Annotated in this window: 22 protein-coding genes and 1 tRNA gene; 10 read left to right on the top strand and 13 right to left on the bottom strand. The window is 67.5% G+C overall.

Features of this window, described 5'->3' with window-relative positions:
- Positions 1 to 148: 148 nt before the first annotated feature.
- Together E3O28_RS11660 and E3O28_RS16370 are read right to left on the bottom strand one after the other, a co-directional pair.
- Complete coding sequence (locus tag E3O28_RS11660) at positions 149 to 1,888, bottom strand: galactose oxidase-like domain-containing protein (RefSeq protein WP_166784808.1); 1,740 nt, start codon at positions 1,886 to 1,888, stop codon at positions 149 to 151.
- Positions 1,889 to 1,962: 74 nt separating this feature from the next.
- A complete protein-coding gene (locus E3O28_RS16370) occupies positions 1,963 to 2,358 on the bottom strand; it encodes a discoidin domain-containing protein (protein ID WP_166784807.1) in 396 nt (131 codons plus the stop codon).
- 404 nt (positions 2,359 to 2,762) lie between these two features.
- On the opposite strand from E3O28_RS16370, the gene E3O28_RS11650 reads away from it, so the two are divergent.
- The 6 genes from E3O28_RS11650 (at position 2,763) to E3O28_RS11620 (ending at position 7,885) form a co-directional block, all read left to right on the top strand.
- Positions 2,763 to 2,839, top strand: a tRNA-Met gene (locus tag E3O28_RS11650).
- 215 nt (positions 2,840 to 3,054) lie between these two features.
- Complete coding sequence (locus E3O28_RS11645) at positions 3,055 to 4,017, top strand: sugar ABC transporter substrate-binding protein (RefSeq protein ID WP_104100246.1); 963 nt, start codon at positions 3,055 to 3,057, stop codon at positions 4,015 to 4,017.
- Positions 4,014 to 5,054: an ABC transporter permease gene (locus E3O28_RS16600; protein WP_104100245.1), complete on the top strand. Its 1,041-nt coding sequence runs from the start codon at positions 4,014 to 4,016 to the stop codon at positions 5,052 to 5,054. The genes E3O28_RS11645 and E3O28_RS16600 overlap by 4 nt, the downstream gene beginning before the upstream one ends.
- The gene (locus E3O28_RS11635; protein ID WP_134342936.1) at positions 5,051 to 5,845 is read left to right on the top strand and encodes an ATP-binding cassette domain-containing protein; all 795 of its coding nucleotides are present in this window, start codon (positions 5,051 to 5,053) and stop codon (positions 5,843 to 5,845) included. The genes E3O28_RS16600 and E3O28_RS11635 overlap by 4 nt, the downstream gene beginning before the upstream one ends.
- Positions 5,846 to 6,369: 524 nt before the next feature.
- Entirely contained in the window at positions 6,370 to 7,029 is a 660-nt protein-coding gene (locus E3O28_RS11625) for an HNH endonuclease signature motif containing protein (RefSeq protein ID WP_134416094.1), read from the top strand.
- Between the two features lie 124 nt (positions 7,030 to 7,153).
- Positions 7,154 to 7,885: a maleylpyruvate isomerase family mycothiol-dependent enzyme gene (locus tag E3O28_RS11620; RefSeq protein ID WP_134416092.1), complete on the top strand. Its 732-nt coding sequence runs from the start codon at positions 7,154 to 7,156 to the stop codon at positions 7,883 to 7,885.
- A 105-nt stretch (positions 7,886 to 7,990) separates the two neighbouring features.
- Here the strand turns inward: E3O28_RS11620 and adhE are convergent, their stop codons facing one another.
- The 8 genes from adhE to E3O28_RS11580 all read right to left on the bottom strand — a co-directional run bounded on the left by adhE (position 7,991) and on the right by E3O28_RS11580 (position 19,129).
- Positions 7,991 to 10,714, bottom strand: coding sequence for a bifunctional acetaldehyde-CoA/alcohol dehydrogenase (adhE, locus tag E3O28_RS11615; protein ID WP_134371761.1), 2,724 nt, complete (start codon positions 10,712 to 10,714; stop codon positions 7,991 to 7,993).
- Positions 10,715 to 10,978: 264 nt separating this feature from the next.
- Complete coding sequence (locus E3O28_RS11610) at positions 10,979 to 12,124, bottom strand: cysteine desulfurase family protein (protein ID WP_134416090.1); 1,146 nt, start codon at positions 12,122 to 12,124, stop codon at positions 10,979 to 10,981.
- 11 nt (positions 12,125 to 12,135) lie between these two features.
- Complete coding sequence (gene nadC / locus E3O28_RS11605) at positions 12,136 to 12,996, bottom strand: carboxylating nicotinate-nucleotide diphosphorylase (RefSeq protein WP_104100238.1); 861 nt, start codon at positions 12,994 to 12,996, stop codon at positions 12,136 to 12,138.
- Entirely contained in the window at positions 12,990 to 14,630 is a 1,641-nt protein-coding gene (nadB, locus tag E3O28_RS11600; RefSeq protein WP_134416088.1) for an L-aspartate oxidase, read from the bottom strand. The genes nadC and nadB overlap by 7 nt, the downstream gene beginning before the upstream one ends.
- A gap of 2 nt (positions 14,631 to 14,632) precedes the next feature.
- Complete coding sequence (gene nadA / locus E3O28_RS11595; RefSeq protein WP_134416086.1) at positions 14,633 to 15,943, bottom strand: quinolinate synthase NadA; 1,311 nt, start codon at positions 15,941 to 15,943, stop codon at positions 14,633 to 14,635.
- Between the two features lie 82 nt (positions 15,944 to 16,025).
- Positions 16,026 to 16,736 carry an NUDIX domain-containing protein gene (locus E3O28_RS11590; RefSeq protein ID WP_134342945.1) on the bottom strand — a complete coding sequence of 237 codons (711 nt, stop codon included), beginning with the start codon at positions 16,734 to 16,736 and terminating at the stop codon, positions 16,026 to 16,028.
- A gap of 97 nt (positions 16,737 to 16,833) precedes the next feature.
- A complete protein-coding gene (locus tag E3O28_RS11585; protein ID WP_134416084.1) occupies positions 16,834 to 17,589 on the bottom strand; it encodes a polyprenol monophosphomannose synthase in 756 nt (251 codons plus the stop codon).
- 4 nt (positions 17,590 to 17,593) lie between these two features.
- Positions 17,594 to 19,129: a glycosyltransferase family 39 protein gene (locus E3O28_RS11580; protein ID WP_134416082.1), complete on the bottom strand. Its 1,536-nt coding sequence runs from the start codon at positions 19,127 to 19,129 to the stop codon at positions 17,594 to 17,596.
- 119 nt (positions 19,130 to 19,248) lie between these two features.
- Here E3O28_RS11580 and E3O28_RS11575 point away from each other — a divergent pair, with 119 nt between their 5' ends.
- A complete protein-coding gene (locus tag E3O28_RS11575; RefSeq protein ID WP_134400682.1) occupies positions 19,249 to 20,124 on the top strand; it encodes a carbon-nitrogen hydrolase family protein in 876 nt (291 codons plus the stop codon).
- A 13-nt stretch (positions 20,125 to 20,137) separates the two neighbouring features.
- Here E3O28_RS11575 and E3O28_RS11570 read toward each other — a convergent pair whose 3' ends face one another.
- Together E3O28_RS11570 and E3O28_RS11565 are read right to left on the bottom strand one after the other, a co-directional pair.
- On the bottom strand, positions 20,138 to 20,542 hold the full coding sequence (locus E3O28_RS11570) for an ATP-dependent DNA ligase (RefSeq protein ID WP_233191304.1): 405 nt from the start codon (positions 20,540 to 20,542) through the stop codon (positions 20,138 to 20,140).
- Between the two features lie 147 nt (positions 20,543 to 20,689).
- A complete protein-coding gene (locus tag E3O28_RS11565) occupies positions 20,690 to 21,721 on the bottom strand; it encodes an alpha/beta hydrolase (RefSeq protein ID WP_166784805.1) in 1,032 nt (343 codons plus the stop codon).
- Positions 21,722 to 21,884: 163 nt separating this feature from the next.
- Between E3O28_RS11565 and E3O28_RS11560 the strand changes: the two genes are divergently transcribed.
- Complete coding sequence (locus E3O28_RS11560; protein ID WP_134416078.1) at positions 21,885 to 22,958, top strand: alkene reductase; 1,074 nt, start codon at positions 21,885 to 21,887, stop codon at positions 22,956 to 22,958.
- Positions 22,959 to 22,998: 40 nt separating this feature from the next.
- On the opposite strand, the gene E3O28_RS11555 is transcribed toward E3O28_RS11560, so the two are convergent.
- Positions 22,999 to 24,198, bottom strand: a complete 1,200-nt coding sequence (locus E3O28_RS11555; protein ID WP_134342951.1) for an aminotransferase class I/II-fold pyridoxal phosphate-dependent enzyme — start codon at positions 24,196 to 24,198, stop codon at positions 22,999 to 23,001.
- Positions 24,199 to 24,276: 78 nt separating this feature from the next.
- Here E3O28_RS11555 and E3O28_RS11550 point away from each other — a divergent pair, with 78 nt between their 5' ends.
- Together E3O28_RS11550 and E3O28_RS11545 are read left to right on the top strand one after the other, a co-directional pair.
- Positions 24,277 to 24,858 carry a hypothetical protein gene (locus E3O28_RS11550; RefSeq protein ID WP_134416076.1) on the top strand — a complete coding sequence of 194 codons (582 nt, stop codon included), beginning with the start codon at positions 24,277 to 24,279 and terminating at the stop codon, positions 24,856 to 24,858.
- A 311-nt stretch (positions 24,859 to 25,169) separates the two neighbouring features.
- Positions 25,170 to 25,709 carry a hypothetical protein gene (locus tag E3O28_RS11545; RefSeq protein WP_134416074.1) on the top strand — a complete coding sequence of 180 codons (540 nt, stop codon included), beginning with the start codon at positions 25,170 to 25,172 and terminating at the stop codon, positions 25,707 to 25,709.
- Positions 25,710 to 25,800: the final 91 nt, after the last annotated feature.

Genomic DNA, 25,800 nt, shown 5'->3' with positions numbered 1-25,800 from the left:
ATCACATACGCAGAAGGACCGGTTCAGCAGAAATGCTGCACCGGTCTTTCTGCTTTAACTCACGGGGGCCAGTGAATGTCCGGACTTTTCAGGGAAAGTGTCGGGGAGGCATCACCCTGACTCCACATTTATCACGGCCGCAGTCCGACTACCCGATCCGGATCGTCTGGGCGACGCTCGGCACCCCGTTAACGTCCATGGCGAACAGGAGATAATGCCCGGGGACCACGACTCCCGGATCGGACGGAATCGTCAGGGATGCGGTATTGCCGGTTACGCCGGTGGGCGTGAGTGGGATGCGACGCTGGTCAGTGTTGATCGAGTGGGTGACCGTGCTCATGCGGATGAGGGAGAACGCTGGTGTGGGCCCGGACGTCGTTACCTGGATGGTGGAACCCCGCACCGCAGCGGTAGGCGCCGTGGTGATCGATGGACGAGGGCGGGCGGTGCCGTCGGCGTTGAACAGGTAGGGCGGGGTGAATATCTGCCCGTCCGGGTGATTGGTCGTGCAGGTGCCGCAGAGGCCGCCACCGCCGACGAAGACCCGGGCATCAGGCAGCAGTGGCCCCACGCTGTGATATGTGCGCGGCGCAGTCATCGGCGCGAGCGCGGTGAACTTGCCTGTCACCGGGTTCCAAACCTCAGGCTCCATGGCGGCCGTTGCGTCCGAGAACGGCTTCGCGTACGCCTGACCGCCCAAGGACAGAACCTGTCCGTCGGGCAGCACGACGGAGTTCAAGAAAACCCGTCGCGCCGCCATGTCGCCGGTTCGCGTCACCTTGACACCATTGTTGATGTCGATTGCATAGGCCCGCGCGGTCGCGTCACTGTCCTGGTTCGCGGGCGAGCCACCGAGGGTGAGTATCTTGCCGACGTCGTACATGACCGCATTTCCGTTCATCGCGTCGCCACTGTCGGCCCGGAGACCAAGATCCTGAACAGCGCTGGCTCTGCTGGTCGTGTACATGTTCATCCGACGGCTCGGGCCGGCATGGAACACCTTCCCGTCGGCCACCGCGAACAGCCACGCGTGGTTGTCGGATCGGAACACCCCTTGCGGGTCGTTCGTCAGGATCGGTGCGACAGGCACGTTGGCCAGCCCGCGCCACCCGGCGCAAGTCGACCAGATTTCACCGTTCTTACCGCCCTGGCCGCCCGCCCAGGAACCGCCGAGAAGGAACACCTGCCCATTGCAGAGCGTGACGTTCGACTGATAGGCGCGCGGGATGTTCATGGGTGTGGCGGCTGACCACGTGTTGTTCGCCGGGTCGTAGATCGTCGACGAGGCGGCATTGCTCCCCCCGCTGATCAGGATCCTGCCGTCCGAGAGGATCGACACTCCGGGGCAGAACATGTCGTGCCCCGTATTAGCGACAGTAAGCGGGGTGACCACGCCGGTGTTCAGATCGAGGATGGCGGTCTGGGTCTTGCCGTTGGCCCCGCCGAAGGTCGTGTTGGAGTACGAGGACCAGGTGAGCACTTTGTTGCCGGGCAGGAGGGCTGCCGCCGTGGTCCACTGTCCGCGATTGCCGGCCTCGGTCGTCGCGGTCAGGCGAACGTATCGCGCCTGAACAGCCGGGAACGTGAGGGTCTTCGCCTGGCTGTTGTCAGCCCAGGTTCCGCTGGCGACCGGTGCACTCCAGCTCGTTCCGTCGGAGCTCACGGCGATGGCGTATTGGCCGATGGCGCCGTTCCGGGACGTGCCGGACCTCGGGGTGTAGGTGAAGCCGGAGACCTCGTTGATCGCCCGCATGTCGAGAACAATGCTGTGCGGAAACGGGATCAACGTGGGGGAGTACTGGGAGTGCCAGATCGTGGTGAGGTTGCCGTCGAGCATGTTCGCGGCGCCGCCGCTTTCGCGGGTTGTCTCTTGCTCGCTCGCCGTCACTATCCAGCCGGTCCGGGTGAGCGCCGTCGGCGCTGGCGCGGGTGGGGGCGGCTGGGTGGTGCCTGTTTCTGCGATCAGATGGAGTTCGGCGGCGCTGGTCCAGGGCCGCGGTTACCTGCCTCCGTGATCGCGGTCAGCCGGATGAAACGTGTCGCCACAGGGGTGAATCCCGTCGTCTTCTCCAACGCGTTGTCGGCCCAGGTTCCTGTTGCGACGGCGGCACCCCAGTTCGTGCCATCCGGGCTGGCATGGATCTCGAAACGGCCGATTCGTCCATTCGAACTGCTTGTGCGCGGCAGGTACTTCAGGGCTGCGACGGTGTCGGTTTTGTGCATGTCGATGGTGATCGAATGGGGCAGCGGCACCGCGGTTCCGCTCCACTCACTGTGCCAGTAGGTCGAGGCATTGCCGTAGAGCACGTTAACGGCTGCGCCGTTCTCACCTGTGGTTTCCTGGTCACTCGCGGTCACGGTCCACCCTGTGCGCGGCAGCGGAGTGGACGAGAAGCCGGGCAGCAGTCGGGTTGCGGCGCATGCGGAATACTCGTTGGGTACTGGGGAAAGGTGCAGGCACTGTCGATAGAACCCCAGATCCACCGTCAATGGAAGGGTGTGGGGAGAGCAATTCGACGAACGTCGACATCCCCGGCACAGCGTCGCGCGCGGCCGCCCAGGACGTCCGGAATCAGTTTCCGGACTTGTCGCCGAAGCCGTCGGCATAAACGGCGGTGTCGGACAGGACTTCTGTGAGAACGGTCACGGGTGCATCTCTCTCTATCGAAAGCGGTTTCAGGAGTACCCAGAGCGTGGCCATCACCTCTGAGGTCTGACCATGCGTTTCACAACCCGAGGCTGTGGTAAGTTTGTACTTGCAACGCGGGGTGGAGCAGTTCGGTAGCTCGCTGGGCTCATAACCCAGAGGTCGTAGGTTCAAATCCTGCCCCCGCAACCATCAGCCCCCGGAACCACACGGTTCCGGGGGCTTTTTTGTGTCAGGCACACGTGGCTGTGCGCCGAACGAATCGTCACGAAGGAGTCACTCATGCCACTGGTTCGAATCGATCTGAATCGAGCGGGCCCCCAGTCCAGTAAGTTCGATATGCATCAGGTCACCGGCGAAACCTCGCTGTTTCAGGCCGCCGCACGACAGTCGGGAACAGTTCAGATATGAAGCTCAAGATCAGCCTGCTGGCCGTTTTCGGTGTCGCGTCGCTGGCGCTGACGGGGTGCACCGCCACGGGAACGGATGCTGACGGGGGAGCGGCAGGGGAGCCGGTCACCATCGCCGTGGTCACTCACGGCACCGCGGGCGATTCCTTCTGGGACGTCGTCAAGAGCGGCGCCGAGCAGGCAGGCACCGACCTCGGAGCCACGGTCACGTATCAGGGCGACGGCGACCCGGTCAAGCAGAGCCAGCTGATCGAAGCGGCCATCGCGGCCCAGCCCGACGGGCTCATCATCTCGATGGCGAACCCCGACGGCGTGAAGAGCGCCGTCGAGAAAGCCGTTGCCGCCGGCATCCCAGTGATCACCATCAACTCGGGCCTGGAGAAGTCCGTCGAATTCGGCGCCCAGACCCACGTCGGCCAGAGCGAGTTCATCGCGGGCCAGGGAGCCGGTGAACAGCTGGCCGCCGCCGACGTGACCAACGTGATCTGCATCATCCACGAGGCCGGCAACTCGGGGCTCGAAGAACGCTGCACGGGTGCCGCCGACACGGTCGGCGCGGACGTCAGCAACGTGCAGGTCGACGTCGCCAACCTCGCGGATGCCCAGAACACCATCAAGAGCAAACTCCTGGCCGACCCGTCCATCGACGCCGTCCTCACCCTGCAGACCGGGGTCGCCGTGGCCGCGAGCCAGGCCATCGACGAGGCGAAAAGCCCAGCCACGCTGGCCACGTTCGACGTGTCCGCCGACGTGACCCGGCTCATCCAGGGCGGCAAGATACTGTTCGCGGTCGACCAGCAGCCGTACTCCCAGGGCTACCTGCCCGTGACCTTCCTCACCCTGCAGAAGCGCAACGGCGACGTCGTCGGCGGCGGGCTGCCGGTCTATTCAGGCCCGGGCTTCGTGACGAAGGACAACGCGGCCCAGGTCGCGAAGTTCGCGGAGAACGGCACGAGATGACCGTCGCTGTGGGCGCGGGGATCGATGAACGGCCGACGAGGGCGCATCCGCTGCCCACCCTGCTGCGCAGGCCTGAGGTCGGCGCACTCGTGGCGACCCTGGCGATCTTCCTCTTCTTCTCGCTCTCCACGCAGGCGTTCCTGACTCCCGCGGGCATCTCCACCTGGCTCTACTCGGCCTCCCTGTTCGGCATCATGGCCGTGGCCGTCGCCCTGCTCATGATCGGCGGGGAGTTCGACCTCTCGGCGGGCGCGATGACGGGCACCACGGGGCTCATCGTCGGCGTGGTCACCACTCAGTGGGAGCTGAACATCTGGTTCGCCCTCGTGCTGGCCCTCGCGGTGGCCCTCCTGATCGGCGCCGGCAACGCCTGGGTCGTCATGAAGACCGGCCTGCCGAGCTTCATCGTGACCCTCGCGGCCTTCTTCATCCTGCAGGGCTGCAACCTGGCGTTGACGAAACTCTTCACGGGCAGCGTCGCCATTCAGGGGATGGGGGCGGTGCCCGGGTTCGACCAGGTCAAGGTCTTCTTCGGCTCCTCGTTCCCGTTCCTGGGCATGGACGTCAAGATCTCGATCGTCTGGTGGATCGCGTTCACCGCGCTGGCCACCTGGGTGCTGCTGCGCACCCGGCCCGGCAACTGGATCTTCGCCGTCGGCGGCCAGGTCACGAGCTCCCGGCAGGTCGGCGTTCCCGTGTTCAAGGTCAAGCTCGGGCTGTTCATGACCACGGCCGGTGCCGGCTGGCTCGTCGGCATGCTTCAGCTCTTCGACGTGTCGACCGTGCAGGCCACGACCGGGGTCGGTCAGGAATTCATCTACATCATCTGTGCCGTCGTGGGCGGATGCCTGCTCACCGGCGGTTACGGATCGGCGATTGGCGCGGCCCTCGGAGCCCTGATCTACGGGATGACCCTGCAGGGCATCGTGTTCGCCCAGTGGGACAACAATTGGCTCAAGGCATTTCTCGGCGGGATGCTGCTGCTCGCCGTGCTTGTAAACCTGCTCGTTCGCCGCCAGTCCGGGGTGCGCGCATGACGCCGGCCCCGATCCGTCCGGAGCCGATTCTCGAGGTGCATAACATCGGGAAGTCCTACGGTTCGGTGCGGGCGTTGGCGGGCGTGTCGGCATCCGTCGGCGCCGGGGAAGTGCTCTGCGTGCTGGGCGACAACGGCGCGGGCAAGTCAACGTTCATCAAGATCCTCTCCGGTGCCCACCAGCACTCGGAGGGCAGCCTGCGCGTCTTCGGGGTGGAGCGCCGATTCGCGCATCCGCGGGAGGCGCTCTCCCTCGGCATCGCCACCGCCTACCAGGACCTGGCCGTGGTGCCGTTGATGCCGGTGTGGCGCAACTTCTTCCTCGGTTCCGAGCTCACCCGAGGCCGAGGCCCGCTGCGGCGCCTCGATGTCACCGGCATGCGGGCCACGACCAAAAACGAGCTCGCCCGGATGGGCATCAACCTACGCGACGTGGACCAGCCGATCGGAACGCTTTCCGGCGGGGAACGGCAATCCGTCGCCATCGCACGCGCCGTGCATTTCGGGGCGAAGGTCGTCATTCTCGACGAGCCCACGTCGGCCCTGGGGGTCAAGCAGGCCGGGGTGGTGCTCTCGTACATCGCCCGGGCCAGGGACCGCGGGCTCGGCGTCGTCTTTATCACGCACAATCCGCACCACGCCTATCCGGTCGGCGACCGTTTCCTGCTGCTGCAGCGCGGCACCAGTATGGGTGATTTCGCCAAGAGTGAGATCACGATCGAAGAGATGACCGCGCTGATGGCGGGAGGGGCCGAACTTGAGGCGCTGGCCCACGAACTGGAGCGTGCGTAGGGCCTGAGATGGCCGCACCGTCGCCGCGCGGGCGGTGGAAAGGCGCTGATTCATTCGTATACATCTACTAAACTAGTTTGCGTTATTGGTGAGCTACTCTGAATTTCAGGTTCTAGTCAGGGTAAAATTATCCCGGGACCAACCTCCTGGAACAGCCCGAAGCGGATGCCGCGCACGGCCTGTCCGCGGCGGCTCGGGCGGTCGCGGGGCTGCCGCACCGCCGGAGAACTACTCGAGCGTCTGACGCTCGTCTCCGGGCCGACCGCGGGGCGACGGACGCGGTTGGGCACGCAGCTGCGCACCGGCCGCTCCCCGGGGTGGCGAACCGCTGCCGCCCACCTTCCCCGCCACGGCCATCGGCCTGGCCGCCGGGGCGATCGGCGTCGACACGGCCGACGCGATCCTCACCGCGTTGACGCCGACGCTGCGGTGCACCGACCTGGACTCGGTGCAGGCAGCCGAGAGCGAGCTGGTCGCCTCGGCCACCGGCACCAGCTCCGAGACCCCGGTGCCGGCGTCGGCGGATGAGATCCGGTTGCAGGGTGCGGTCTGGAGGGCCGTGCTCGCGCCCGACGGGTCCCGACCAGCGGCGCCACGACGTGCTCGCCGTGATCCTCGACGTCGTCTCCCGGGCCGGGGAGGCCCCGACCATCGGCGGCGCCCCGGCTACGGTTCTGGTCAGTGTGCGGGAACAGGACCTGAACGCGGACTTCGGTCAGGGCCGCGGCGTCGGCTGGATCGACGGCGTCGAAACCCCGATCTCGATCAGCGCCGTCACGGACCTGATCAGCAACGGCGGTCAGCAGAAAGTCGTCATCACCGACGAGGGACGCATCATCGCCCTCGGCTCACCCGAACGGTGCTTCACCGCCGCGCAACGCCGGGCGATTCAGCTCCGCGACGGCACCTGCATCATCCCAGGCCGCAAAATTCCGGCCGGGATGACCGAGATCCACCACGTGATCCCGCACTCCGAGGGCGGACCGACGCACACCGACAACAGCGTCTGTCTGTGCTGGTGGCATCACCGCTACCTCGCCGCCTCCGGCTGGGCAATCCGGATGGTCCGCGGCGCCGTGCAGATCATGGCACCACCCTGGCTGGAGACCGGGGCCCGCAAATGGCGGAACGAGACCAAGTCCCGCCCCCGAATGACGGACGCGGCCGAACGGAAAAACGGATAGGGGGTCCCTGGTCACGGTCTCGGTCTCGGTCTCGACAGGCTCGACCAGCGTCGAGGGAACGTTGGGGAGGATGGGTCGCCGGGTAGCGTGGGGACCATACGCGTTGACCCGAGAAAGGGGCCCCATGAGCGCACCCCACGATCCGTTTGAGCTTTCTGCACGCCGGTTGACGCTGGACCTCGCCCGGCGGGGCACGGAATTCTTCGGTTGCGAACTGCAGGGGCTAACGGACGATGAACTCGACGGGGACTCCCTGCTGCCGGGCTGGACCCGGTGCCAGGTCGTCGCGCACGTCGCGTCCAACGCCCGTGCGATCGGACGGCTGGCACAGTGGGCCGACACCGGAGCCGAGACGGTGATGTATGCCTCGATGGAGGCGCGGAATGCGGAGATCGTCGCGGGCAGCATCCTCAGTTCCGATGCGCTCCGTGAATCCTGGGCGGACTCGGCCGCCGACCTGGACCGACGCTGGCTGGCGCTGGCGGACGACCGCTGGGTCGTTCCGGTCAGGAACGGGCAGGGTGCCATGGTGCCGCTGCGGGACACGATCTGGATGCGCACCCGCGAACTCTGGATCCACGCCGTCGACCTCAACCACGGTGCCGGCTTCCGGGACCTGCCGGAGGAGGCTCTCGAGCGGCTTCTCGGCGAGATCGTCGGTGCCTGGGCCGCCCGGGGTGACACGGGCCGCCGGCTCACCGCGACGGATTCGACGCACACAGGCTACGGCGATCCGGATGCCGCCCACCAGGTCACGGGGTCGCTCGCCGACCTGGCCGCCTGGGCCGCCGGCCGTGCCGGATCGGGCGTTACTTCCGATGCGGGGGAGACCCCCGTGGCAGCGCGCTGGCTCTGAACCGACTGTGACCAGGCTCGCTCCTGCCACAGGGTGGGCCGTACACGGGAACGGCCCCGCACCAACAGGTGCGGGGCCGTTCCCCAGTCAATCAGGCGGTGACGGCTACTTGCCTGCCTTGCGGGCCGACTTCTTTTCTTCGGCCGGTGCCACTGCTTCGACGGCCGCGCGAGCGGCGCGGACCTCGTTGAAAGAGGTGCCGTAGTACGCGGCCTCCATGATGGTGTGCATGTCGTCGAGCATCGGCATGCGCGGGTTGGCCGGTGCGCACTGGTCACCGTAAGCACCCATGGCCAGGCTGTCGAGGCGGCTGATGAAGTCCTCTTCCGGCACACCCTGCGCCTGGAAGGACGGCTTGATGCCGGCCAGGTCGCGCAGCTTCTCCACGGCCAGGGCGTAGGACTCGACGCCCTCCGCCGGGGTCGACGCCGGGAGGCCGAGGTGCTTCGCGATCTGCTGGAAGCGCTCCGGGGCGATGTAGCTCTCGTACTTGGGCCAGCTGGTGAGCTTGGTGGGGATGAGGCCGTTGTAACGGATCACGTGCGGCAGGTAGGTCGCGTTGACCCGGCCGTGGATCAGGTGGAGCTGCGCGCCGGTGACGTGAGCCATCGCGTGACAAATACCCAGGAACGCGTTGCCGAACGCCATACCGGCGATCGACGAGGCGTTGTGCATCTTCTCGCGGGCCTTGATGACCTCACCGTCGGTGCTGGCGGTGGTGCCGTTGACGCTGGTCACGATGTTCTCGAAGATCAGCTTGATCGCGTGCAGGCAGAGGCCGTCGGTGAAGTCGTTCGCGTAGACGGACACGTAGGCCTCGGTGGCGTGTGTGAGAGCGTCGAAACCCGAGTCAGCAACCAGGAACGACGGCATCATGGCCGTGAGCACGGGGTCGATGATCGCGACGGTCGGCAGGAGGGCGTAGTCCGCGAGCGGGTACTTGACTCCGGTGACTTCGTCGGTGATCACGGCGAACGGGGTCATTTCCGAACCGGTGCCCGAAGTGGTGGGGATGCAGACGAGCTTGGCCAGTTCGCCGAGGTCGGGGAACTTGAACGCGCGCTTGCGCACGTCGAAGAACTTTTCCTTCATGTCGGAGAATTCGATTTCGGGGTGTTCGTACAGCAGCCACATGACCTTCGCGGCGTCCATCGGCGAGCCGCCGCCGAGAGCGATGATGGTGTCAGGCTTGAAGGCCCGCATTTCGGCGGCACCCTTTTCGACCGCTGAGACGGTCGGTTCGGGCAGCACGTTGTCGATGATCTGCAGTGCGACGCGGCCCTCGCGCCGGTTCAGGATGTCGAGGATCTTGTCGACGAAACCGAGGCGGGTCATGGTCGAGTCGGTCACGATCGTGACACGTTCGACGTTGCGCATGTCCGCCAGGTAACGGATGGCGTTCGGCTCGAAGTACGTCTTGGCGGGGACCTTGAACCACTGCAAGTTGTTGTTCCTTCTGCCGATGCGTTTGACGTTGATGAGGTTGATCGCGGAGACGTTGTTCGAGACGGAGTTGTGTCCGTACGAGCCACAGCCGAGCGTCAACGACGGGATGAACGCGTTGTAGATGTCACCGATACCACCGAGCGAGCTGGGAGCGTTGGTGATGATCCGGACCGCCTTGACGCGGGTTCCGAACTCTTCGATGATGGCCGGGTTTTCGCTGTGGATGGAGCCCGAGTGGCCGAGGCCGTCGAATTCAACCATCTGCTCGGAGAGCGAAATGCCCTCTTCAGCGTCCTTGGCATGCAGCACGGCGAGAACGGGTGCCAGCTTTTCGCGGGTCATCGGCTCGTGCGGTCCCACTCCGGCGACCTCGACCAGGATGATCGATGTGTCGGCCGGGATGGTGAATCCGGCCTGCTGGGCGATCCAGACCGGCGACTTGCCGACGACGGCGGCGTTGAGCTTGGCCTCGCCACAGTTGGTCGAGTTGGCCTGGACTCCGAAGATGTAGTCCTCGAGGAGAAGCTTCTCGGCCGGGGTGACCAGGTAGGTGTGCAGGATCTTGAACTCGGCCATGGCTTCTGCGTAGAGCGGCTCTTCGATGATGACGGCCTGCTCCGACGCGCAGATCATGCCGTAGTCGAAGGACTTGGAGAGCACGACGTCGTTGATGGCACGCTTGAGCTTGGCGCTCTTCTCGATGAAGGCGGGAACGTTGCCCGCTCCGACGCCGAGGGCGGGCTTGCCGCAGGAGTACGCGGCCCGGACCATGGCGTTGCCACCGGTGGCGAGAATGGTTGCGACGCCCGGGTGGTTCATCAGCAGGCTGGTGGCCTCGAGGGACGGCGTTTCAACCCACTGGATGCAGTTTGCCGGTGCACCGGCGAGGATGGCGGCGTCGCGCACGACGCGCGCTGCGGCCACAGAGGACTGCTGGGCGCCCGGGTGGAAACCGAAAACGATCGGGTTGCGGGTCTTCAGCGCGATGAGCGACTTGAAGATCGCGGTCGAGGTGGGGTTCGTAACGGGGGTCACACCGCAAATCACGCCGACCGGTTCAGCGATCTCAGTAATGCCGGTAATGTCGTCTCGGCTGATAACGCCGACGGTCTTAAGGTTTTGCATCGAGTTCGTAACGTGCTCGCATGCGAAAAGATTTTTAACGGCCTTGTCTTCGAATACGCCACGGCCGGTTTCGGCTACGGCGTGAACGGCAAGCTCGGCGTGTTTGCTGAGAGCAGCCACCGAGGCTTTCTTAACGATGTGGTCGATTTGTTCCTGCGTGAAGTTCGCGTAATCCAGAAGCGCGACCTGAGCGGCTTTAACCAGAGAGTCAATTTGAGTGGCAAGTGACTCGGTGACTGGTTTGTCGATTATTGTCATTGTGTCCCTTTTTGGCGGCCCACCTTGGGCTTATCGCCTCTTACTTATAACCTTAGGGCGCTGGCCAGACGGCCGCACGTCGAGGGACGTGCAGTCAGCGGTCCAGGGTCGGTCACCGTCAGCAGATTAGCTGATCGGGGGCATCTTCGCCGCGAGGAACGAAACCTTCGGAAATTGTCTGACAACTCGCAGTAAGTTCGGTTTCTGGCGCGCGCGTGCACGCGCGCGGCGCGCGCGCGAAGCCGGGCCTGAAGCCCCGGCAGGTCAGCCTCGGCCGAGACTGCGGACGGTGCCCACGGCGGCCTGAACGGATGCGGCCGCTTCAGACGCATCCGCTGCTGTGGTCGTCGATGCCAGCGTGAACCGCACGGCGGTCTGGGCGACCTCAGCCGGGATGCCCAGAGCGGTCAGCACGTGGGACGGTTCGTCACTGTCGGCCGCGCAGGCCGACCCGCTCGAGCAGACGATGCCGCGCTGTTCCAGCTCGAGCAACACCGCCTCGCCGCTCGTGCCCGGGAAGACGAACGAGGCGGTGCCCGGCAGACGCTCCGTCGGGTGGCCGGTGAGCCGGGCCGACGGTGTGCCGCTCAGAACCGTGGTGATGAAGGCATCCCGCAGCGCGGTGATGCGGGGCGCTGCCTCCGCGCGTTCCGCCTCGGCGAGGCGCAGTGCGGTCGCCAGCGCCAGCGCCCCGGGCACGTTCTCCGTTCCGCTGCGGCGCCCGCGCTCCTGACCGCCGCCGTGCAGCACCGGTTCGACCGCGATGCGGCGGCGCAGGAAAAGCACCCCGATGCCGGGAGGTGCGCCGAGTTTGTGGCCCGACAGGCTCAGGGCATCGACGCCGAGAGCCCCCACGTCGACCGAAAGCCAGCCGGCCGCCTGCACGGCGTCGGTGTGGAGCGGCACGCGGGCGCCCTGGGCGATGGCTGACAGTTCCGCGAGCCGCTGAACGGTGCCGACCTCGTTGTTGGCGTATTGCACCGAGACGAGGGTGGTATCCGGGCGGATCACGGCGCGGAGCTGTTCCGGATCCACCCGGCCGGAGGCATCCGGGTCCAGGAGCGTCACCTCGAAGCCGTGCAGACGGCGCAGATAGTCGCAGGATTCGAGTACCGCCTCGTGCTCGATCGGCGTCGTGATGAGGTGACGGCCGCGTGGAGCGCCCAGGGCGATGCCCTTGATCGCGAGGTTGTCGGACTCGGTGCCGCCGGTCGTGAACACAACGTCGGCCGACCGACACCCGAGCACGCCCGCGACCATGGCCCGCGCCTCGGCCAGCGCGGCGGCCGCGGCCTCACCCACTCGGTGGTGGCTCGACGGGTTGCCGAACCGGCCCGCGAGCTGCTGCCAGAGCACCTCGAGAACTTCCCGTCGCACCGGGGTGGTCGCGGCGTTGTCGAGATAGATCATGGCCGGACCGGTCAGCCCTCGGTGAGGATGACGACGTCGAGGCCGAGGTCGAGGGAGCGCACGCTGTGCGTGATGGCCCCAACCGAGATGATGTCGACGCCGGTCTCGGCGATGCCGCGCACGGTCAGCAGAGAGACGCCGCCGCTGGCCTCCACGCGTGCTCGGCCGCCCGTGAGGCGTACGCCCTCGCGCAGGTCGTCGGGGCTGAAGTTGTCGAGCATGATCGTGTCGACGCCGGCGGCAAGCACAAGCTCGATTTGGTCGATCCGGTCCACCTCCACCTCGAGGTGCGTGGTGTGGGAGATGCGGTCGCGCACCTGCCGGAGCGCCTCGGTGAGGTTCAGGCCGCCCGCGGTTAGCACGGCCAGGTGGTTATCCTTGGCCATGATCGCGTCGGAGAGGCTGAAGCGGTGGTTGTGGCCGCCGCCGTCGCGCACCGCGGCACGTTCCAGCACACGCAGGCCCGGGGTGGTCTTGCGGGTGTCGACGATGCGGGCGCGGGTGCCGGCCGTCTCGGCCACGTAGAGCGCTGTCAGTGTGGCGATCCCGCTCATGCGCTGCACGAAGTTCAAGCCGATGCGCTCGGCCTGCAGAATGCCGCGGGCGGACCCCGACACTTCCGCCAGGGTGTCACCGGCGTCGAAGACGGTGCCGTCGGCCACGAGCATCCGAACGACGATGCGCGCGTCGGTCAGTCGGAAGGCCGCCGCGAACACGGCACCACCGCTGAAGACGCCGGATTCCCGGGCGACCAGCTGCGCGGTCGCGGCGGCGTCGGCGGGGATCAGCACCTGCGAGGTGAGGTCACCCCAGGGGGCGTCCTCCTCGAGCGCGGCGCGCACGACGGTGTCGATGGCGTTCATGGTCAGCATGCAATGGCCTCCTCGGCCTCAGTGGGGTGGTCCAGATTCAGGGTGCTCCGCATGCCGTCGGCTGTGTCCGGGGCTGTGCCGCGGGTCCAGGCGACGGTGCGGGCGAACTCGGGCCGGCCGTCGGGGTAGTCGGAGCGGTGATGTGCGCCGCGCGATTCCTCCCGGGCCAGGGCGGAAGCCACGGTGACCCGCGCCAGGTCGAGCAGGTTGGTGTCTTCATATGCCCGAACCCGCATATTAGGTGCAGTGGTTTCGTCCGGGCCCGTCGGGCGGGTGGCCCAGTCGGCCAGGGTGACGGATGCCTCGGCGAGTTTCTCCCCACTCCGCAGCACTCCCGCGCACTCCCACATCAGCTGCTGTACCGCGTCACGGTCGACGCCGGCAGGCAACCCCCCGGTGGTCGAGCCGGTCACGACCGAGACCCCCGCCGACACCCGAACCGGCAGGCGCAGCGCGCGCACGGACCGGTCGGCGAACACGGCCGCCTCGAGCAGAGAGTTGGAGGCCAACCGGTTGGCGCCGTGGGCGCCGGTGCGGGCCACTTCCCCCACGGCGAACAGGCCGGGCAGGCTGGTGCGGCCCCAGATATCCGTGAGCACCCCGCCCATCCAGTAGTGCGCCGCCGGGGCGACCGGGATCGATTCGACGGCCCAGTCCAGGTCGGCAGCACGGCAGGCCGCGGTGATGGTCGGGAAGCGTCGCTCGAGAAGTTCGCGGCCGAGACCGGTGGCGTCCAGTCGCACCGGTTCGCCGCCCTGGCTGGTCATTTCTCGGGCGATGCCTCTGGCCACGATGTCGCGCGGGGCGAGTTCCGCATCGGGGTGCAGGTCGAGCATGAAGCGGTGGCCCGACGCATTTCGCAGCACGGCGCCTTCCCCGCGCACCGCCTCGGAGACCAGCGGGGTACCGGGAACGGCGAGTGCGGTCGGGTGGAACTGGTAGAACTCGAGGTCGGCGACGGATGCCCCCGCGCGCCACGCGGCGGCCACGCCGTCGCCCGTCGCCAGAGCCGGGTTCGTGGTGTGCGGGAAGAGCTCGCCGGCACCGCCGGTCGCCAGGATCACCGTGTCGGCCAGGATCGTGCGGAGTGCTTCGTCGGGCCCGAGGAGGACAGCCCCGGTCACGCGACCGTCCTGCACGGTCAGATCAACCAGCATTGTGTGTTCCTGCACGCGCAGGCGGGCGCCCACGCCCCGCAGCGAGCGGGCGGCCCGTTCACGCACCGTCGCCACGAGGGCAGCCTCGATGGCTGCGCCCGTGGCGTCCCCGCCGGCGTGCAGCACCCGCGAGCGGGAGTGGGCAGCCTCCAGTCCGCGGGTCACCCCGGACTCGTCGCGGTCGAAGTCCACACCGAACCGGATCAGGTCCCGCACCCGAGCCGGTCCCTCGGAACAGAGCACGTGCACTGCGACCGGGTCGCAGAGTCCGGCCCCGGCTCGCAGGGTGTCCTGTACGTGTGACTCGACCGAGTCGTCGGGGAACATGGCCGCGGCGATCCCGCCCTGGGCCCAGCGGGTGTTGCTGTCGGGCAGGGCCGCTTTCGTGACGAGGGTGACCTGGTGGCCGGCATCCGTCGCACGCACCGCGGCGATGAGTCCGGCCAGCCCACTGCCGACGACGAGCACGCGGGTCACGGTCAGGCCTCGATGGAGACGGGCGGCTTGGCGGAAAGCATCCGTTCGAGGGCGACGCGGGCGTTGCCGGCAACCTCGCCCGATACCTGGATGCGATTGAGCACCTCGGGCGCGCGGTCCGCGGTGCCGACCAGCGCTTCGAGCACCCAGGCCAGGTAGCCCGAGTGGATGCGGTACATGGTGGAGCAGGGGCAGACCACCGGGTCGAGGCAGAAGATGGTGTGCTCGGGGTGCTGTGCGGCGAGCCGCTGCACCAGGTTGATCTCGGTGCCGATGGCGAACGTGGACCCGGCCGGGGCTGCCTCGATGGCCTTCTTGATGAAGTCGGTCGAGCCGCAGGAATCGGCGGCGTCGACGACGCCCATCGGGCACTCCGGGTGCACGACCACGCGCACGTCCGGGTGCGACTGGCGGGCCGCGGTGATCTGGTCCACCGTGAAGCGCTTATGCACACTGCAGAACCCGTGCCAGAGCACGACCTGGGCGGCCTCGAGCTCCTCGGCCGTGTTGCCGCCGAGGGCCTTGCGCGGGTTCCACATCGGCATCCGCTCGAGGGGCACCCCCATCGCCTTGGCGGTGTTGCGGCCGAGGTGCTGGTCGGGGAAGAAGAGAACGCGGCGGCCGCGGGCGAAGGCCCACTCGAGCACGGTCTCGGCGTTGGAGGAGGTGCAGACGATGCCGCCGTGCTCGCCGCAGAACGCCTTCAGCGCGGCCGAGGAATTCATGTAGGTGACCGGGATCACGGGCACGCGGCCGTCGACGCCCTGCTCGCTGCCGTAGAGGTCCTCCAGCTGTTCCCAGCAATCGGTGACGGAGTCGATATCGGCCATATCGGCCATCGAGCAGCCGGCGGCGAGGTTGGGTAGTATGACCGCCTGCTCCGGCGTGGAAAGCAAGTCGGCGGTTTCGGCCATGAAGTGCACTCCGCAGAAGACGATCGCCTCGGCATCCGGACGGCTCTTCGTGGCCTGCGCCAGCTGGAAGGAGTCGCCCACGAAGTCCGCGTGCGCCAACACCTCCTCGCGCTGGTAAAAGTGCCCGAGGACCACGACCCGGTCGCCGAGCGTGGCCTTGGCGGTACGGATGCGGTCGCCGAGTTCCTCCGTCGACGCGCGACGGTAGACCTCGGGCAGCTCACCCTGCCGCGGTGACCCGGTGGGGATGACATCGCCCATCGACGACCCCGGGCCGTAGCCCGGCGTGCCGGAATCAAACTCCCACGGAGCGGTGAGCAGGTCGGGGCTGCACGTGCTGCCGGTGGCAGCTCCCGTGCTGATGAGTCGAATGGTCTGGTCGACCGATGCGATGGTCATGCGGTTACTCCTCGATATTCATACAAAGCGATAGTCGGACAAGCGGTGGCCAGCAGGAGGGTGCTGGGAGGAAGAGTCAGGCTCAGCCGATGGCCGGCTCGAGCGCACCCGGAGTGGTGGCATGAACGGAATCGTTGTAGCGGTAGAGGCGGGGCGGCCGATGCGGTACGCCGGCTACGCGCTGGCCGGTGTCGACCACGGTGCCTGACCCCTCGATCGTGCGGCGAAAGTTGGCCGGGTCGAGGGCCTTCTGCAGCACGGCCTCATGCACCTCGCGCAGCTGCGCGAGCGTGAAGGTCTCGCCGAGGAACGCGTGCGCGATGCGGGAGTACTCCACCTTGGTGCGCAGGCGCCAGAGGGCGTATTCCACGATGAGGTTGTGGTCGAAGGCGAGCGGCGACAGGTGGTCGGCCGGAAACCACCGCACGTTCTCGTCCTCGACGGCCAGCGCCGCCTCACCGGACTCGACGAGCGCCCAGTAGACGACCGAGACGACCCGGCCGCCGGGGGAACGCCCCGGATCCCCGAAGGTGTAGAGCTGCTCGAGGTACTTGGGGGTCAGGCCCGTGGTCTCGCGCAGGGCGCGCGCGGCCGCGCCGGCCAGGCGCTCATCGGCCCGCAGGCCGCCGCCGGGCAACGCCCACTGACCGAGGTAGGGTTCCCGGGTGCGGCGTACAAGCGGCAGCCACAGGGTCGAGTGGCCGGATTCCGGATCCGGCCGTAGGGCAAAAATGACCGTCGACACGGCGAGGGCCGCCTCAAGCTGGGTGTTTATTCGCGCATCCACTGTCATTCACCAAGTAAAGGTCATTGTGACTCTAACTGAATGGATTCATCTTATAGTCACTCTGACCAGAAGTCACGCCCTATGGGGCGGCGTGCGGGTCCGGTCAGCGGGCACGCGGCAGGGATGTCGGTGAAGACGCGGCAACGCGGCGAGCGTTCCTGCCGGTGAGACCCCAGATCGTGACACGGGCCATCGCCTCGGCCACGATCGCGGCACTCATCTTCGAGGAACCGACGGTGCGCTCCACGAACGTGATCGGCTTCTCGACAACGCTGAGCCCGGCCCGAACCGCATGCAGCAGCATGTCGATCTGGAAGCAGTAGCCCAGGCTCTCGACGCCGGAGAGGTCCATTCGCCGGAGGGCATGCGCCGTGAAGACGCGGTAACCGCCGGTGACGTCTCGCTGGGGCAGCCGGAGCAGCACGCGCGAGTAGACCGATCCGCCCCGCGACAGCAGACGCCGGTGCCACGGCCAGTTCCGCACCATTCCGCCCGGGACCCAGCGGGAGCCCAGCACCACATCCGCCGTCTCCGCGGCCTCGAGCAGGGTCGGCAGTTGCTCTGGCAGGTGCGATCCGTCAGCGTCGAGCTGCACCAGTCGGTCGTAGCCGCGGGAGAGCCCCCAGGCGAAGGCCTCGAGATAGGCGGCTCCGAGGCCGCTCTTCCGGGAGCGGTGCAGGGCGTGCACCTGGGAATCGGTGGCGGCCAGCGCGTCAGCCAACTGCCCCGTGCCGTCCGGGGAGGAATCATCGACGACCAGAACGTCGGCCGCCGGCACGCTCGCGCGCACCCGGGACACGATCGACGCGACGTTGCCCTGCTCGTTGTAGGTCGGGATGATGATCAGAGTCCGAGCCATGGGGCTACCTTGTCATTTCGATGATCTGCGTGCGGTTCAGCATGGTCGACTCGGCGACCGTGAACCCGAGTTGTTGCAGGATGCGGATGTTGTCCCCCCGCCTATTCTCACCGCTGGCCTGGTTCAGCAGCACCCAGACCCGGTTCGTGCCGGTAAGTCGGTCGGTCACCTGCTCCAGCGGCACAGCCACGTCCCACAAGTCGTTGGTGGCGTCGAACGGCACCGCGAGGGTGACGTCCCGCAGGCCCTCGAACGCGGCCGGGTAGAGCCGCAGGGCGAGGCGGGGCTTGCGGGAGGGCCGCACGCTCTCGTCGAAAACGACCGCGTCTCCGGGCTGCGCGCCGGCCCGCACGACCTCGGACGCCTGGCGCAGGTCACTGCCGTAGTTCTTGCCGAACTCGCCGCGCTGGTCGAGATAGGTGGGCAGCATGAGAGCCGTGATCAGGCCCAGCGCGGCTGCCTGCGGCCAGAGCGGCCGGAGGCAGGCGATCCCCATGGCGATGGCGATCGCCGCCGCCGGCGTACCCACCGACAGGTACCGCAGCGAGTACATCGGCGTGACGAGGTGCGTGCCGATCAGGAGCGCTGCGCTCGGCACGATCAGCCAGGCCAGCATGACCGCCAGGGCCGCCCTGCTTGCTGTTGGTGCGGCCCGCCGCCCGCGCACGGCGAAGACCATCACCACCGCCAGCAGGATCAGACCCCACGCCAGAACGGCCAGCGGTACGTTGCCGAACCACTGGTGCACTGCGGCGGTGAGCACGGCGATCGGCGGGCGCCGCCCGATGAAGGCGATCTGATCGCGCTGCTGAAGGCTGGCCGCCATCACGGGGGCAGCCAGGGCGAGCCCGGAGGCCGTGGCCAGGGTCCAGGCGCGAATGCCCGCCCACCTGTCGCCCTCCGGCGGTATCAGCAGCACGGCGAGGCCGAGCACCGGGATCAGCAGCAGCACAAAGAGGAAGAAGTAGATTCCCAGGGCCAGGAGCGCGGTGTAAGCCGCCCAGAGCGCGAAGCGGGTGGCGCGATCCTGATAGCGGCTCCGCAGCAGGTGCATCAGCAGAACGGTCAGCCACACCACAACGGCCGTGGCGACTGCGGCCGAACGGGCTTCGGCGCCCATGTAGGTGACCCGGGGGAGCAGCGCGAAGACGATGGCCGCGAGCACGCCGACCCGGTGGGAGATCAGGGTGCGTGCCAGCACGAAGGTGCCGGCCGTCGCGAAGCCGACGAAGAGAGCGCTCAGCCCGCGAGTCGCCAGCTCCGAAGAGCCGAAGAGGCCGATCCAGACGTGCAGCAGCAGATAATAGGCGCCGTGCACCGCGTCGACGTTGTCCAGAAGTCGGAAGAGCCCCGGCAGGGAACGTTCCGCCGACATCACGCTGGCCGCCTCGTCGCCCCAATACGAGGGCCGCCACGATCCTGCCGCCGAGACGAGGAGGCCGAGCAGCCCGAGAATCGCTGCCAGTCCTTCGGTTCGGCGCAGGGGCAGGGTCAGCGCCTCGGGGCGAACCAGGCGGGAGACCAGCGGAGGGGGAGACACGCATATACGTTAGGCCACCCCGCTGAACCCTGGAACCCTGGAACCCAGGACCGGTACGGACCGAGGGCTACGGATGCCGCGACCCCGGCCGAGGCGTTGCCGGCGGCTAGGCTGACGCCATGATCGATCCCCTCGAGACGCGCGATCCTGCTCCCGCTGCAGCTGCAGCTGCCGGCGCTGGCTCCGGCCCTGTGGCTGCCCTGGGGGTTGCGGTGGCCCAGTTCGCCCCCGGCCGCGAGCCGGCCGTGAATCTCGCCGCCATGCGTGCCCTCGCCGAGACGGCCGTCGGCCGCGGAGCCCGGCTGGTCGTCTTCCCCGAGTACTCCTCTTTCTTCGAACCGGTCCTGGGGCCCTCTTTCGTCGCCGCGGCCGAACCTGTGGACGGCCCCTTCGTGGCCGCCCTCGCCGCGCTCGCGGTGGAACTCGGCGTGCATGTCGTGGCCGGCATGCTGGAGGCCACGGATGACCCGAGCCGCTTCTTCAACACCCTCGTCGCGGTGGATCCGGCCGGCGAACTCGTCGCGAAGTACCGCAAGCTGCACCTCTACGACGCTTTCGGCGACCGTGAATCGGACTGGGTGCGGCCTGGCGCCGTGGAGGAACCCGAGACGTTCGAGGTGGTGGGACTGCGGGTGGGACTGCAGACCTGCTACGACATCCGTTTCCCGGAGGTGACGCGCCGCCTGGTCGACGCGGGGGCCGAACTGGTGCTGGTGCCCGCCGAGTGGGTGCGGGGACCGTTGAAGGAACAGCACTGGCGCACGCTGCTGACAGCGCGCGCCCTGGAGAACACGGTCTACGTGGCGGCCGCCGACCACGCCCCGCCGGTGGGCGTCGGCAACAGCATGGTGGTCGACCCGATGGGCGTGGAACTGGTCACCATCGGCGAGACAACGGATGTCGCCGTCGCCTGGGTGCTGTCGGAGCGCCTCACAGCCGTGCGCGCCCGCAATCCATCGCTGGCCCTGCGTCGCTTCGCGGTCGTGCCCCGCTGAGCGTGCAGCCAGCTCAGAGTTCGGTGGCGATGGTGTCCTGCGAGGCGGGCGCCGCGCGCACCGTGAACTTCTGATCCGGGCGATGACCGCGGTCGGTGCGCTCCGGATGTTCGGGTTCACCCATCGCCCGCTCCTCGCCGGTGGCCACCAGACCCTGGGAACTGTTAGCGGAACGGGTGAGCTGGGCGAGCCATAGCGGGTTGATGCTCGGCGGCTGACCGCCGGAGAACTTGAAATACAGGGGAATGGCCGGGTGCAGCCACGCGGAACTGCGACCGTTTCCGGCTTCGGCGGCGTTTCGCCACGAGAGCAGGAAGCTTTCGCCCCGGCGGAGTTTCTGTACGATCACGATCTGGAGATGCGCCAATATCCGGTCGTCGAATTCGACCGTGACCCTGTCATACGTCAACGAACCCATGGGGAGCCGCTTTCAATCGGTGGGGCTGTTCAGAGGCCGGCCGCACAGGGTGACCAGATCTCAGGACTGCTCCTCAGTTTGGTCGCTATGAACCCGCTTGACAAGGGAAACAGCCGTGCCGCGGGATCGTCCAGGACACAGCGACTACTACTGCGGGAACACGCCTGACCGGGGCAGGCATCCGTTCGGCAACAGGTGAAGCAGCGTCTCATACGGTTTCTCCACGTGCGCGAAATGCCCGGTACCCGGCACCGTGACCAGATCGAAACCGCGGATGACCGCGCGGAGCCTGGCCGCATCCGTCGCCGCCACGAAAATGTCGGCGTCACCCTGGGTTGCGTGCACGGCGCACTCGATCCGGGCCCAGCGGTTGGCGTCGTAGGTTCCGGCGAGGTCGGATGCCACGGCGAACGCCTGCGGGCGCAGCTCGGTCGCAAGGGCCCCGATGACGCTCTCGTGCAGCAGCTCCGGTCGGCGGAACAGCGGCGCCGCCAGCGTGCGCAACAGCCCGGTGCGGTGGAGCAGACGGATCAGACCGTGGCCGGCGCGCCCGGCCCGGGCGACGGCCCGCAGTACCGGCAGCAGGGCGCTGTACCCCGGCAGCGCGGCGAACCGGGCGACCGGGTGCCGCACGGTGTCGATCACCGAGAACGTCGTGGCCGAGACGAGGCCGACGAACGCGGTCGACCGGGTCTCGCTTGCGGCAAGTTCGAGTGCCACGAAGCCGCCGAGGGAGTGGCCGATCACGGTCCAGGAGCGGTAGCCGAGCGCCCAGGCGATCTCGGCCACCACCGCAGCGGTTGCCTCGATGGAACGAGAGGGTCCCGCCGCCGGAAGCGGCGAGTCCCCCCAGCCGGGCAGGTCGGGGATGATCAGGTCGGTCAGGCCGAGACCGGAGGCGTCGGCCGCGGCCAGCAGCGGCGTCCAGGTCGTCCAGGATCCCGCGGCGCCGTGCAGCAGGATGGTCGCGGTTTCGCTCCCGGTACGGCGGCCGTGCCGCACCGAAACCGTTGCCTGGCGCAGCCGCATGGAGCTCGTGGTCAGTCCGAAGGCCCGGGCGTCGGACGACAGAGGGAACGGGCAGTATCCGGTGCGGTCCGGATCCTCCCGGGTCGGTGCATCCGGGGTCGGGAAACTCCGTGCCGACGTCGTCGGCCGGGTCTCGGCGATGGTGCTCATGATGCTGGTTCGGTGCGTCGACTCCTGTGGATTGCCCGACCGTGACGGGTGAGGGGAATGCGCGGGAGAGCAGGGCCGTTGGCACCAGGGGGAAGCTGCTTCCCCTGTCCGAGACGGCGCACGCTCCGTCCGGCGACACCCTGACCCACAGAAAGAGCTATTCGTGAATCTTTTCTCCCCGTTGTCCCTCGGTGACCTGGAACTGCCCAACCGGCTCGTCATGGCGCCGCTGACCCGGGTTCGGTCCGGAATCGAGGGCGTTCCCGGCCCCCTCGTCGTCGAGCATTATAGGCAGCGTGCTTCGCTCGGCTTGATCGTGACCGAGGGCACCTACCCCAGCCACGCCGGTCAGGGCTTCCCCGGCCAGCCGGGGCTGGTCACCCCCGAGCAGATCGCCGGCTGGACCAACGTCGCCGACGCCGTGCACTCCGCCGGCGGGCGCCTGGTCGCCCAGGTAATGCACGCGGGCCGCGTCACCCACGAGGGCACCAACGGCGGCCGCGAGGTCGTGGCTCCCAGCGCCATCGCCATCCAGGGCGAAACCCACACCTACGCGGGAAAGGCTGCCTACCCGGTACCGCACGCCCTCACACTCGACGAACTCCCCGGCGTGATCGCGGACTTCGTGCAGGCCTCCCGTAACGCCATCGCCGCGGGACTCGACGGCGTCGAGATTCACTCCGCGAACGGTTACCTCCTGCACGAGTTCCTCTCGCCGGCCTCCAACCAGCGCGACGACATCTACGGCGGCTCCCCGCAGAACCGGGCCCGTTTCGTCGTCGAGGTCGTCACCGCGGTGGCCGAGGCGATCGGCGCCGGCCGCGTCGGCATCCGGGTCTCGCCGGAGCACAACATTCAGGATGCCCTCGAAACGGATGCCGCCGACCTTATGGCCACCTACGGCGCGCTCGCCGACGCACTCGCTCCGCTGGGCCTTGCGTACCTGAGCATCCTGCACCGCGAGCCGGCCGGCGAACTGGTGCAGCAGCTGCGTGCCCGTTTCGCTGGGCCGCTCTTGGTGAACAGCGGCTTCGGCGAGGTCACCGACCGGGACGAGGCGATGGCCATCATCGCCGACGAACTGGCGGATGCGGTCGTCGTGGGCCGTGCCGTGATCGCCAACCCCGACCTCGTGTCGCGCTGGCTCAAGGACCTGCCGCTGAACGCTCCCGACCCGCTTACCTTCTACGGTGCCGGAGCCGAGGGCTACACGGACTACCCGGCACTGGCGCACTAGAACCCCTGTCGGCACCTCCAAAGCGGCGGCTGCCGGGCTGCTAACGGGCGATGATGCCGGCCAGCTGGGCGGCGGCGCGCTCAAGCACGTCCACCTTTTTACAGTAGGCGAATCGCACCAGCGAGGCATACTCGGACCGGTGCCGGGCGGAGCAGAACGCGCCGATCGGAACCGCGACCACCCCGGCGAGATCGGGCAGCACCCGGCAGAACTCGGCGCCATCAGGGTAGCCGAGCGGCGCGGCATCCGCCACGATGAAATACGACCCCTGAGGTCGACTGACCGTGAACCCCGCTTCGATCAGGCCGCTCTCGAGAACATCGCGCTTGGCCTGCAGGTCGGCGGCGACACCAGTGTAGAAGGTGTCCGGCAGGTCGAGGCCTCGCGCGATCGCCGGCTGGAACGGCGCGCCGTTCACATAGGTGAGGAACTGCTTCACGGCCAGGATTGCGGTGACAAGAGCGGACGGGGCGGTGAGCCAGCCGATCTTCCAGCCGGTGGTGTTGAACGTCTTCCCACCGGAGGAGATCGTGATGGTGCGCTCGCTCGCGCCCGGAATCGTCGCGACGGGCACGTGGGCGACACCGAAGGTGAGGTGCTCGTAGACCTCGTCGGTCACGATGAGCGCGTCGTGACGGTGTGCGAGGGACACGATGAGTTCCAGGGTCTCGCGCGGCAGCACGGCCCCGGTGGGGTTGTGCGGATTGTTCACGATAATCAGTCGGGTGCGGTCCGTGATGGCGGCGCGCAGTTCGTCGGGGTCCGGCTGGAAATCGGGCGCCCGCAGGCGCACCGTGCGATGGATGCCCCCGCCCAGCGCGATCAGGCCGCCGTAGGCGTCGTAGAACGGCTCCAGCGTGACAACCTCGTCGCCGGGGTCGAGCAGTGCGAGAACGGTTGCCGCCAGCGCCTCGGTGGCACCCGCCGTCACCAGGACCTCGGTATCCGGATCGACGGACAGGCCGTAGAACCGGTGCTGATGCCGAGCGATGGCGCCTCGCAGCACGGGCAAGCCGCGCCCCGGCGGGTACTGGTTCGCACCGTCGGAGATCGCCTGGCGTGCGGCTTCGAGAACCTCGGCAGGGCCGTCCTCGTCGGGGAATCCCTGGCCGAGGTTGATGGCGCCGGTGCGCAGGGCAAGGGCACTCATCTCCGCGAAAATGCTCGCGGCGACGGTGCCGTCCGCGGCGAGCAGGCCGGCCCCACGGGCCGTGCGTCGCCAGGCCCCGGAGATTGTCATGATGTCACCTGCATGGCTCCAAACTACGACATGTGGAAAGTTCGAGCGGGGCTGCGCCGGATGCCCTAGGTTGGCCGCATGCGGACCGTGCAGCGCGACCTCCTCGTTCTGGGCCCGCTGCTGCTGCTCGGCACACTCGCGCTGACCGGTTGCACGCCCGAACCGGTGCCCCGAGCGCCCCAGGCGTCCGAGACGACCGCGCCGACGGATGCCCCCGTCTTCGCGTCCGATGAGGAAGCTCTGGCTGCGGCCACCGAAGCCTATGCGGCGTATCTGGTTGTCATCGATATGGTGCTCGCGGATGGAGGAAAAGATACCAGTCAGCTGGTGGACGTAACTGCTGAAGAAGCCCTAAGGGCTGAAACTGATTCTGCAAACCTGTATACGGACAATGGCTATAGATCGGTCGGGTCGACAGCCTTTGATTCCGTTCAACTGCAGTCCATCAAAGATGATGGCCGCGGTCACACCGCTGTGACTGCGTACCTTTGCTCTGATGTCACCCGAGTGGACGTTGTTGACAGTACAGGTGCCTCCGTTGTCCCCAATGATCGCGTCGACAGATTCCCCCTCACGATCACCTTTCAAAATTCGAGTGCTGCATCAAATGATCTAACGATCACATCGAGTGAGTCATGGTCCGGCAAAAACTACTGCTAGGGGTCGCGGCGACTGCCCTACTCGCCCTGTTTCTTGTCTCCGAAGATAAACTAGCCAGCGCGGCTACTAGTCAATGCACGCAAGGTGAGCTGCGGGCCGGCCTTTGTTCGCCACCAGAAGTATCCGGACACATCAACAACGGCGGGGTGGACCTTTCTGCGGGGTACGAGACCGGCGGGGGACAGGGGTCCGGGAACGAAGCCGGTGGCGGAGCGGGATCCGGGGCGGGCGGGTCCGGTTCCGGCAGCGGCAGCGGCAACGCCGGTGGCGGCCAAGTCGGTGCAGCACCCGTCGTCGATCCGCTGGCGTTCGTGCGCGACGACTTCACGGTGAACTGCATTCCGGGGTCACCGTGCGACCCGAACCTCGTGGTGAGGGTTAGTGATCTGGTCAACTTCCAGCCCGCGGCGCCGTCCCAGACGATGGAACCGCGCGGCTGGAGCGTGGCGGGTTTGCCCGCGAACTTCATCGCGTCGGCATCCGAGCACTCCCGTACCGGCGCCTTGCTGGGATATCCGGCGGAGGTTCATTTCACCCCGGTCGGCTACCGCTGGTCCTACGGCGACGGTGCCGAGGCAAGCACGAACTCGGGCGGCGCGACCTGGGCGGCACTGGGCCTCCCGGAATTCTCCGACACCGCCACCAGCCACGCGTTCGCCAGTCCGGGAAGCTATGCCGTGGTCGTCGCGGTGGTGTACTCGGCCGAGTATCGCTTCGCGGGCCTTGCCTGGCGGCCGGTGCAGGGTACGCTGTCGACCTCGGCCAGCCCGCTCGGCGTGATCGTGGGGAATGCCCAGACGGTGCTCGTCAACCGCGAGTGCACGACAAACCCGGCTGGTCCGGGTTGCTAACTGTGTTGATCGACCCGGCACCGCGCAAGTCACGGCGTCGTCATTGAATGCTCCCAGGCTGCACAGATCATTCGTTCAGGTTCAGGAGTCA

Source organism: Cryobacterium sp. TMT2-14, from assembly GCF_004402465.1.
Taxonomy (GTDB): Bacteria; Actinomycetota; Actinomycetes; order Actinomycetales; family Microbacteriaceae; genus Cryobacterium; species Cryobacterium sandaracinum.
This window is presented reverse-complemented; position numbering and strand designations above follow the sequence as displayed.